The organism is Prochlorococcus sp. MIT2302 (assembly GCF_059772385.1).
This window is the reverse complement of the sequence record NZ_CM186285.1, coordinates 448,342-457,697: the sequence shown is the minus strand read 5'-3', so window position 1 is coordinate 457,697 and position 9,356 is coordinate 448,342. Positions and strand designations below refer to the sequence as shown.

General features: G+C 32.7%; 20 protein-coding genes. 17 read left to right on the top strand and 3 right to left on the bottom strand.

The genetic code is table 11. From position 1 onward, the window contains the following. Positions 1-27 precede the first annotated feature (27 nt). The 5 genes from AC6EI2_RS02695 (at position 28) to AC6EI2_RS02675 (ending at position 1,000) form a co-directional block, all read left to right on the top strand. Positions 28-228 carry a hypothetical protein gene (locus tag AC6EI2_RS02695; protein ID WP_498462874.1) on the top strand — a complete coding sequence of 67 codons (201 nt, stop codon included), beginning with the start codon at positions 28-30 and terminating at the stop codon, positions 226-228. A gap of 130 nt (positions 229-358) precedes the next feature. Next, entirely contained in the window at positions 359-565 is a 207-nt protein-coding gene (locus AC6EI2_RS02690; protein ID WP_498462214.1) for a CAB/ELIP/HLIP family chlorophyll-binding protein, read from the top strand. A gap of 20 nt (positions 566-585) precedes the next feature. Beyond that, positions 586-705 (top strand): high light inducible protein, encoded by a 120-nt coding sequence (locus AC6EI2_RS02685; RefSeq protein WP_011294968.1) that lies wholly within the window; start codon positions 586-588, stop codon positions 703-705. Beyond that, positions 705-854: a high light inducible protein gene (locus tag AC6EI2_RS02680; protein WP_011823187.1), complete on the top strand. Its 150-nt coding sequence runs from the start codon at positions 705-707 to the stop codon at positions 852-854. The genes AC6EI2_RS02685 and AC6EI2_RS02680 overlap by 1 nt, the downstream gene beginning before the upstream one ends. Further along, positions 854-1,000 carry a high light inducible protein gene (locus AC6EI2_RS02675; RefSeq protein ID WP_498462873.1) on the top strand — a complete coding sequence of 49 codons (147 nt, stop codon included), beginning with the start codon at positions 854-856 and terminating at the stop codon, positions 998-1,000. The genes AC6EI2_RS02680 and AC6EI2_RS02675 overlap by 1 nt, the downstream gene beginning before the upstream one ends. 134 nt (positions 1,001-1,134) lie before the next feature. Here the strand turns inward: AC6EI2_RS02675 and AC6EI2_RS02670 are convergent, their stop codons facing one another. Next, complete coding sequence (locus AC6EI2_RS02670) at positions 1,135-1,314, bottom strand: hypothetical protein (protein ID WP_498462872.1); 180 nt, start codon at positions 1,312-1,314, stop codon at positions 1,135-1,137. Between the two features lie 676 nt (positions 1,315-1,990). On the opposite strand from AC6EI2_RS02670, the gene purT reads away from it, so the two are divergent. The 12 genes from purT (at position 1,991) to AC6EI2_RS02610 (ending at position 8,358) form a co-directional block, all read left to right on the top strand. Further along, positions 1,991-3,154, top strand: a complete 1,164-nt coding sequence (gene purT, locus AC6EI2_RS02665) for a formate-dependent phosphoribosylglycinamide formyltransferase (RefSeq protein ID WP_498462871.1) — start codon at positions 1,991-1,993, stop codon at positions 3,152-3,154. Between the two features lie 58 nt (positions 3,155-3,212). Continuing rightward, entirely contained in the window at positions 3,213-3,404 is a 192-nt protein-coding gene (locus tag AC6EI2_RS02660) for a hypothetical protein (protein WP_498462870.1), read from the top strand. A gap of 636 nt (positions 3,405-4,040) precedes the next feature. Then, positions 4,041-4,211, top strand: a complete 171-nt coding sequence (locus AC6EI2_RS02655; RefSeq protein WP_498462869.1) for a DUF4278 domain-containing protein — start codon at positions 4,041-4,043, stop codon at positions 4,209-4,211. 366 nt (positions 4,212-4,577) lie between these two features. Continuing rightward, complete coding sequence (locus AC6EI2_RS02650; protein ID WP_498462868.1) at positions 4,578-4,754, top strand: hypothetical protein; 177 nt, start codon at positions 4,578-4,580, stop codon at positions 4,752-4,754. 164 nt (positions 4,755-4,918) lie between these two features. Continuing rightward, entirely contained in the window at positions 4,919-5,188 is a 270-nt protein-coding gene (locus tag AC6EI2_RS02645) for a hypothetical protein (RefSeq protein WP_498462867.1), read from the top strand. A 153-nt stretch (positions 5,189-5,341) separates the two neighbouring features. Next, a complete protein-coding gene (locus AC6EI2_RS02640; RefSeq protein ID WP_498462866.1) occupies positions 5,342-5,893 on the top strand; it encodes a nitroreductase family protein in 552 nt (183 codons plus the stop codon). Positions 5,894-6,156: 263 nt separating this feature from the next. Then, positions 6,157-6,489, top strand: a complete 333-nt coding sequence (locus tag AC6EI2_RS02635) for a DUF1499 domain-containing protein (protein ID WP_498462865.1) — start codon at positions 6,157-6,159, stop codon at positions 6,487-6,489. A gap of 78 nt (positions 6,490-6,567) precedes the next feature. Beyond that, positions 6,568-6,741 (top strand): hypothetical protein, encoded by a 174-nt coding sequence (locus tag AC6EI2_RS02630; protein ID WP_498462864.1) that lies wholly within the window; start codon positions 6,568-6,570, stop codon positions 6,739-6,741. A gap of 567 nt (positions 6,742-7,308) precedes the next feature. Then, positions 7,309-7,512: a hypothetical protein gene (locus AC6EI2_RS02625; protein WP_498462863.1), complete on the top strand. Its 204-nt coding sequence runs from the start codon at positions 7,309-7,311 to the stop codon at positions 7,510-7,512. A gap of 5 nt (positions 7,513-7,517) precedes the next feature. Further along, positions 7,518-7,781, top strand: a complete 264-nt coding sequence (locus AC6EI2_RS02620; protein WP_498462862.1) for a hypothetical protein — start codon at positions 7,518-7,520, stop codon at positions 7,779-7,781. Position 7,782: 1 nt separating this feature from the next. Beyond that, positions 7,783-7,962: a hypothetical protein gene (locus AC6EI2_RS02615; RefSeq protein ID WP_498462861.1), complete on the top strand. Its 180-nt coding sequence runs from the start codon at positions 7,783-7,785 to the stop codon at positions 7,960-7,962. 237 nt (positions 7,963-8,199) lie between these two features. Beyond that, the gene (locus AC6EI2_RS02610; protein WP_498462860.1) at positions 8,200-8,358 is read left to right on the top strand and encodes a DUF8642 family protein; all 159 of its coding nucleotides are present in this window, start codon (positions 8,200-8,202) and stop codon (positions 8,356-8,358) included. 603 nt (positions 8,359-8,961) lie between these two features. Here the strand turns inward: AC6EI2_RS02610 and AC6EI2_RS02605 are convergent. Both AC6EI2_RS02605 and AC6EI2_RS02600 read right to left on the bottom strand, forming a co-directional pair. After that, the gene (locus AC6EI2_RS02605) at positions 8,962-9,096 is read right to left on the bottom strand and encodes a hypothetical protein (protein WP_498462859.1); all 135 of its coding nucleotides are present in this window, start codon (positions 9,094-9,096) and stop codon (positions 8,962-8,964) included. 45 nt (positions 9,097-9,141) lie between these two features. Further along, positions 9,142-9,333, bottom strand: coding sequence for a hypothetical protein (locus AC6EI2_RS02600; protein ID WP_498462858.1), 192 nt, complete (start codon positions 9,331-9,333; stop codon positions 9,142-9,144). Positions 9,334-9,356 lie beyond the last annotated feature (23 nt).

Sequence of the window (9,356 nt, the reverse complement as noted above, 5' to 3'; positions counted from 1 at the left end):
ATTCTAGCGGTTTGAATATTTACAAAAATGATTGACGATTTCACACTTGAGCAGTGCAAAAAAGATAAGGAAATTCTTCAATTAAAAATAAAAAATCTTGAGCATGGTATTAATGAAGCAGAAAAAATGATTGCCGAGTCACGTATGAACGATGAGGCATTGATTTTTTTAAGAAAAAAAGTTGCAGAATCTAATCAGGATTTAGCAATTCTATATTTAATTCTCTAATCTCACCTCGTTGTTTTTTTGACAAGTCTCAATATAAATATGTCAATAAAGTGAGCAAGCCGTACCTGACCGTATCTATCACTTTGAAAAATCATACTTTACATTACTTCACATTAATTCAATTCCAGTAATGACATCGTCTTCTTCATCTCAGGTAATCACTGAGTACGGCAAGCAAAACATCTTTGCTCGTGAAACACAGCCTCAGCTTGTCGAGGATTACACCAGCTATCCAGAAGAAGCAGAAAAGACAAATGGCCGTTGGGCAATGATCGGCATGGTTAGTCTTTTAGGTGCTTATTTCACAACAGGTCAAATCATTCCTGGAATTTTCTAAATCAATAACTACCAATAACAATGCAACCATCTAACAAAACAATCCTAGAAAGAAGCATCGGAAGACCAGCCATGATGGCATTCGTTCTTCTAACAGGTATCTACCTAACAACCGGTCAACTTATTCCAGGTGTCGTTTAATGACTACTCAAAACAACAACAACAGCAGAAACATTGATCCTGAAAAGGTAACTGCTGAAAGACTTAACGGCTATGCAGCATTGTTTGGATGCATTGCTCTAGTCGGTGCATATGCAACAACCGGTCAAATCATTCCAGGTTTCGTTTAATGAAAAACCCAACCACTGAAACGCCAAGACTAGAAGAAGGCAAAGTGTTTGCTGAACGACTCAATGGTCTAGCTGCATCTGTTGGTTGCCTAGCCCTTGTCGGCGCATATCTGACAACCGGCCAAATCGTCCCAGGTGTTGTTTAACGAGCAAGGTAATTAGCTACTGGAAAACAGCAGAGCAAATGAATGGCCGTCTAGCGATGATGGGTTTTTTTGCAGCAGTCATTAACTACGGAATAAAAGGCTGGATCATCCCAGGAATTGTTTAAATCTTTTTTTTACGCAGCTTCTTTTGTAGATTGATTTGGGTATAGCGATATGATGCCGCCTTTTGGTGTCTCATACACTCTCTCTACAATTTCACCTTCATTGATGATTACTTTGGTGTTAATTGATCCTGATGGTAATGTATTGATAGCTGGTACGATAGCTTCTTTTAAGTCTGGGAACTGATCCAAGTTCTTGAAGTCTTTAACTTTTTTCTTGGAAACCATTAATGAATGAGTCGAAGTTGTTCTTTTTTTAACTAACTTTGCTTCACTCGTAAAGAGCTTGCAAAGCTAATTACATTGTTATGGTATTCAGGTAAATAATTCGACTAATCATATCCATCCTAATTACAAGTTTTGAATAATCCACAGACGTGCTTGTAAATTTGCCATTTTCTTTGGTCTTTATTTAGGTTTTATAGGTTGCATAAGCAGGCTTATTCCCAAAATACATATTCAAAACCAGCAATAGCGATGACATTTAAATGAATAAATTTGTTTGCTTCTACTAAGTTTTATTATTGTTTTAGTCAAATAGATTGTACCTAATGTCAACAATTAACATTATTTCATTACTCAAGAGTAGTAATCAAAACCACAGAGCTAGTTTAAATATGATTTTTCTGTTTTCTTGACTAGAAGAGATATCTGCTAATAACCAGTTATTTTTAATCAAAAATCACAAGTGCTCTAATTTATAGGAACATTCAATTCCTGTGGAGTCTTTTTAATTCTTTATCTAGAAAGATTTTATCTTTGATTAAAATACTTGTTAACTTCTACTTCTTTTTTTATTAATTTAATCTATTTAAGATTTTTATGCTTATTATATTTATATACTATTTCTTGACCTGTAAATAAGATTATGAATTTTTTTCCAAAGAAGATAATGCTTTTAGGTAGTGGAGAATTAGGTAAAGAGGTGGCAATAGCTGCAAAAAGATTAGGTTGTTATGTTATTGCCTGTGATAGATATAATAATGCTCCTGCTATGCAGGTAGCTGATCAATTCGAGGTGTTAAATATGAATAACGATAATGAACTAATAGAAGCGATATATAATTGTAAACCCGATATTATTATTCCTGAAATCGAAGCATTAGCAGTAGATGTCTTGAAGGAAATTGAACAAAAGATAACAGTAATACCCAATGCTCGAGCTACTGCAATTACTATGAACAGAGATAAAATTAGGGATTTGGCTTCTAATGAATTAAATATAAGAACTGCAAAATTCAGTTACGCGATGAATCAATTTGAGCTAAATTTTCATGCAGAGAAGATTGGTTATCCTTTGTTTATTAAGCCAGTTATGAGTTCTTCAGGAAAAGGACAAAGTTTAGTTAAAAATAAAAATGAACTTGACCTGGCTTGGACCTTGGCCATTGAAAAATCAAGAGGTAAATCTAATAAAGTTATATTAGAAGAATTTATTGATTTTGATTTGGAAATTACCTTATTAACTATTAGACAATTTAATGGTAAAACATTATTCTGTGCGCCCATAGGGCATGAGCAAAATAATGGAGATTATCAATGTAGTTGGCAACCAGCTGAATTAGCTGAAAGTGTATTAGCGAAGGCTCATCAGATTGCTAAATGTGTCACTGATAATCTTGGAGGAGTCGGTTTGTTTGGGGTTGAATTCTTTATCAAGGGTGAGGAGGTGATTTTTTCAGAGCTTTCACCAAGGCCACATGATACAGGTTTGGTAACTTTGATAAGCCAAAATTTAAATGAGTTTGAATTACACCTTAGAGCTGTTTTAGGTTTACCAATACCAGAAATAGTGTGTACTGAACCTTCTGCGAGCCGAGTAATTTTGGCTTCAAAAAAAACCACAAACATATGTTATGAGGGACTTGAAGAAGCCTTAAGTCAAGCGAATACAAATGTGTTTATATTTGGTAAGCCCATCTCAACCGAAGGCCGTCGAATGGGAGTAGCTGTAGCAAAGGCTTCAACAATTGGTGAAGCAAGAATCAAAGCTGATAAGGCAGCTCAATCAATACAATTCATATATGAATAACAAGCTTTCAGATTCTCTGTCTGACTTCAAAAAGTGCAAGTCTATTTGGTTTCAATTCTTGACTGAGTTAAATTGGAACCCAAATGCAATTAACCCACTCGAGTTGGTTCCGGAATCTTTTTGGCCTCAAGTTACTGACCTCTTAATTGAAGCAAAATATATAGGTCAAAGCAGGAATTATTACCTCAGAGAGTCTGATAGGTATCTAGATTATTTAAGTAAAGGTGGTAAACCTTTCAAAAGAGATTGAACACCATAGCTAATGTGATAACTTCAAGCAAATTTTTTAGCTAATTTCAATTTTCTCGTAAACGCAGCACTGTTTATATTTTTTTAATAGGTGTTGCTAAAAAAAATTAAATTCTCATTCACCTAATGGTATAGATGATCCTAAGTTTCGTTTTTTAGCTCTTCTCTTTATAAATCTAATATTTATGTCAGTACTCAGAAACTGGATTTTAAATAATGAAGCTTTTGTGTGGCTCCTAAATGGTTTGCCTTCATGGAGTACTTGGGAGGCATGTTATTTGAAATTTACAATACTGTTTTATCTGGAGTAAACTGTTAATTACATTGACAATTCAGGTATTTATCTGATCATATTTTTATTGAATATCTTATTTAAGAATAGGAACATAGAGATAGGTTATTAAAAATTTAAAAAAGTAAATGATCAGGATAAATTATTTTTTCTTTTTGAGTAAAGGGTTCTTTTTAGTTGGAAACTCAACTATTTCGGTTAATACTACAAAATTCCTTTTTTTATGTATCACTAGGAACATCATTTGGGGATAATTTCTGTTATTTTTAATTTACGTTCAGCTATTTTTAGCTGCAGTAAGACTCGAGACATGGAACGGGGTCTTGAGCACTACGGGAAAGAACAATGACTGTTCTTACTTACAGAGGTAAAGAGTATCTTCAACATAAAGAGGCTACTCCAAAAAAAGTTGTAGAACTTAGTTACAGACGTAACGTCTACACATCTAAACAAGCAGAAGCTAAGAAGCAAATGCAAGCATCCTTGACTTACAGAGGCAATTCATACCAAAAGTAAATTGAGGGTGTTTTTAGGGGGGATTAATCATCCCCTTTTTTTTTTTATTTCTACAATTAATCTTTAAATTAAAGATAGTTTTGCCAATATGTATTTTTGCTTGAGTTCTATTACTCTGGTTTTATGGGTGGTTTCCGATGTAGAAATAGTATTGACTCCGAAATAATCACAATGATTACTGAACAGTCATGGCCAAGTTGTAAGCTTCCAAAAACTCAAAAGGCACTTGAAGCTATTTATTCAATGCTATGGAAGAGGCCAAAAGTGTTTAGGTCGTATTACAGATCAAATTAATAGCTTTCCAGGAAAACACTACACGCACCTCACTAAAAAGTTGTCGAGAATAACTATGTAATTCAATAATAAATGAAAAAATCCTTCAATCTTAACAGTAGATTGTTAGCTCTATTTATGTTTTTACCTATTACACCAAGTATTGCTGCCTTTACTGTTTTTACACAATCAGTATTTAATGACAGGAGTACCGAAGTATCGCCAATTTCTTATCATACGAAGCGGGTGATTGATGCATCTAAAAAATAAGAGTTACATTTTCGCTTTGATCTTGGACAAGTATTTAATTTGATTCTTTTTACGTGAATGATTTTTGTTGTTTTCTTATTAACTTTTTATTCGAACTTAGTTTAAATACTCTTTACGCGGTGAGATTAGTAGGTTAAAAGTCAAAGTAACAGCTATCTGCAAGAATGGTTTTACCGAAAAAGCTTAGGGCCTTTGATGACGCAATCTTCGATAGACATCCTGATTTAATAGAGGCTCTGAAACCTAACGATCATTTTCCAGAACTAGAAAATATCTTAAAATATAAAGCTGAAAATTTACCTGCTGGATCCCTGAATACAAAAGTGATTATCAATGACGGGGAAATAGTTGAACGCGTGTTCAAGACACCTAAGGGCGAAGTAGTCTCTTTGTTCTCCAAACCATCAAATTTGTTTTTTGATCAAGTTGCTTAACTGGTGATATTTTTGCTTATCTTTCTTTTCTATTGAGGTAAAATTTAAGCAAGTGGAAGGATCAAATCATCGTTTATTCTTTGAAGGCTTTAATCAGCTTCCTCTGAGAAGCTCATTATCGGAGCGCCATAGTTAATTACATCAATAAAAATCATGGAAATAACTCAAGCAATTCAAAAACGAAGGACAATTCATATTTTTTCAAAAAAAACTGTTCCTTATGAAGTTGTTGAAAAATCAATAGGTGCAGCTAATCAAGCGCCCTGCCATAGAAGAACTTTTCCATGGCGTTTTACCAACATTGGAATAAAAAAACGAGAACTTCTATATCAACTACAGCTAACTTTGAAGTTTGGTTACGAGCTAACAGATGAATCTAGTTTAAAAAAAATAAGGGACAAAATGTTCAATCCTTCCCATTTGCTTATTGCTACTCAAATATGCACTGATAATCAAGTTCAAAAACTAGAAGATTATGCTGCTTGTGCTTGCGCGATCCAAAACCTATCGCTTTCACTTGTTGCAGATCATGTCGGTTGCAAGTGGTCAACAGGTAAAATCACAAAAGACCCAAATACTTATAAAATTGTAGAAATAAATCCATCTGAGGAGGAAATAATTGGTTTTATATGGATCGGATATGGAGCTGAACCACCTTTGATCAAAAGGCCTCCTGTTAGCACTATCTATAGAGAAAGGGATTAGTAACTTGGGTTAACTCACAGAATAGAGATAATGAAACTGATAAGGAAGTGTTGAGGCCACACTAAATACAATAAGAATCATACTTGTCTTATCTAATCGTTTAATTATTTATAAATACTTTTGAATAATTTAATAGGAGAATCTTTTTCTTATGAGTATTTTATGTAGGGAGAACTAGACATCAACGAGTAAAATTTATGAAAAATATGACCACAGGGGGGATAAACTTTGTGTCATGATCAATAAATAAACTAATGTGAAATATGCCATATCCTAAATCAGGTCTTAGTCCCTGTTTAAATCCACTAAATTGCGTTTTTTTTCAAAAAGAATTTGAAGATGTTGATAAGACATTTGATCAACTTGTCAGGATTGCCCAAAAGATCCCTAGAACAAAAGTTTTAGAGAGTAATCAAATTTATTGGAAAGGTGTTTGTCGTAGTTTGATTTTTAGATTTCCAGATGACTTGGAGATTTTAAAAATTGATAAGAAGATTCAAATCAAATCAGCATCAAGATATGGTGGAGGCGATCTTGGAGTTAATGGAGCTAGAGTGGGAAGATTATTAACTGCTCTAGAAAAATCAAATAGTTAGCTATCAAACGTTTATAAAACAATCAGTAGTTGTCATTGTGGAATATTATAGTAATTTTTAAATAACTATAATAACTAGATGAACAGAGCACAAAAATATTTTCTACATCTTCCAAGGGGGACACATTTTGAAAAAATCATTGATACTGAATATGGGAAGGAGAATATATATGTAAGTCCAGACGGTAAAAAACATTCAATACCTATGACTCCACATACGATTTCTAGTGGAACTTCAACACTTGAAAATTAGCAGTTAGGGCAATTGTTTATCCATCTTATGATTTTTGTTTCATCGTAAGTATGATTATAGGCCTCAACAGTTGTCTTCTGCTCTATAATAATAAATTATTGAAAAAATATTAGTAATAAATATTTACTCGATCAAAAAAGAATCCTAGTAGTTTTGCGTATTGCATCTACAGCCTCTGACGATATAACTATATCAAGTTGCATTGTGACATTGTCGATCTTTAAGCGCTTAAGCGGAAGGTTTTCAATAAAAAAAAATGACATTAACAAATGTTATTCAAGATGCCAAATGGAACCTTTACCTAATGAGATTTATCAAGACATTGTTGATTTTCAATCAGATGTGAATAGACCTATCGATATTTCTATTTATCGGGAATTTTTAAAGGAAGCTGCTTGAGCTCCTAATTTAATTTTTTTAGTTCATATTGTATTTGATTCCACTAATCTATTTATAGCTTCATATTTTACAACTTTGTAATTTTATTGAGTAAGTCGTATTAATTTTTTTTCTTGAGTTAATTAGTGACTGTAAACTAGAAGGAAAGTAGTATTAAATTTTTTATTGATGGATACCTTGAAAGCAAAGACTCTGGCCAATGAATTAAATGAATTAGCATGCAAAGGATGCACTGAGGGTTGGCTAGAGAAACATGATGGACTTTCAGATCCCATTCAAGACATCAATGACTGTGGAGCTCTTGGATTTATTACGCCTGAACGACAAGAGCGATTGATAAATGAAATAAATGAGATTAATGCTGAAAATTAAAGAATATGGATAAAAAAAAGGGAAATAGCCCGAGTAAGTTTTCTGTTCCTCCTTTCGCTTCAGATGATGAGATATGGATTAAAGTTCTTGAAGTCTTAACACCAACTGAACAGTTAGCAGCTTGTCGTTCAAAATCAGAGTTCAATCATCCGTACCTGGGATGTAAAGAAATTATAGTCAAACGTTCTGATCAGTCTGACATAGCGGTTGCTTTACTTTCTGAAGTCACTGCTGATGGTGATGAATGGGCAATATATAGAGAACTTTAAAATGGATATTTATTCATCAATTGCATTGGGAACCGTTGTATTGTCAATTTTGCTTTTGGTTTGGCTTTCCCAATTATTTAGAAATTTAATTAGAAAGCAAATTGATGATCAAATGAAAGATATGATTCCGATAAAAGCTATTAGAGAAAGAATAGGAATCAGAATAAAATTGAGAAAGTAGAACATAAATTATTTAAATTATGATTTAATTGGTCTTGATATTTTCTTCTTTAAAAGCGGTGTTTTTATATAAGCATTATTATGAGCTATAAAATTTAAAATCTATCCTATTACGCCATTGATTTCTTATTTTTGAATTGATAGATTTTCAGTTATCCTTATTCTTCAAGTTAGTAAGTAATACCGATAGTAAAAAATAAAAAGAAAGGATAGATTAAAAAAATAGTAGGGTACTTTTATGAATAAGATTGATGCTAAGAAAATCACTCATGGACAGGTGGATCCAATTGAAGATTATCTTGACTGTGTTACATATTGTTCAATATCTAGCAGTGCGGAAGAGAATGATTGCCAAACAATATGCATGGAAAGGCATTTGAAAAGTTCATATTTTTGACTTTTTTTAAAATACAAAACCAGAAAAGATTTCAGCTCTTTTAGTGCTTAAATCAAATTTCAGAATCATAATTTAATATTAGATGACTAAACAAACTGTCTTATCCTCCGAACAGTAACCTTAGAAAATACTACAAATGATCTAGTGAACAAATTCCTTATGAACCTTGTTGTCTTACTCCTAACAAATTTACCTTTGATTACTTAATACCTATTAAAATCTTAATGATTTCTCTAAAGTTTAAGAACCAGCATAAGGCGTGATATTCATTATTAATTAGCTTTTAAAATCTATTTTTTATGTTGGGGTAAGAATAAAAGGTTTAAATACTTATGAAAAAAACTGCCAAAATTGCCATCTTTAAATTAGATGATATTTAAATGTTTTGGCTCATCCCATATCTTGGTATTGGATTGTTGGTTTTTTTCTATGGATGGTTCACAACGTATTGGTTCTTAATCGTAAAGTCAACATTGATAAAGAACGACAAATATCTAAGCGATTCAATGATATCTCAAGACTCTATCCCGAAGGTACATACATTTCACATAGACAATAATCATTAGTTGATTTTAAATTACCTTCAGCCATTTCTTAGTTGCTTTAATAATGTGGTGGCTTAGATGTCTCTTTAGGGAAATATTCTTCAGTTTCATTTTCATATGTGTCATTTTTCTTTTTGAAGTATTCATCTGATGGATCATAACCATCATTGTCTGGATTTATTTTGTCTTTCATAGTGTAGTATTTTTCTTTTGCAAGATCAGTAACGTGATAAGTGCTTCATCCAGCTATCCCATTACAAATAATTCCTGCTTTGGCCATTGAAAGTAAGACAAAACGATGAAAGCTGGGAACTGCTTTGTCTAATGCTACAAGAAATATAAGCAATGACATTGATGTCATTGAAAGATATTGCATCCAATGAATACCTGCTTTATCAAGTCCATTCTTGTCAAAACTTGTACTAGTCATTTTATTAATGCTTTGGTCGGTGA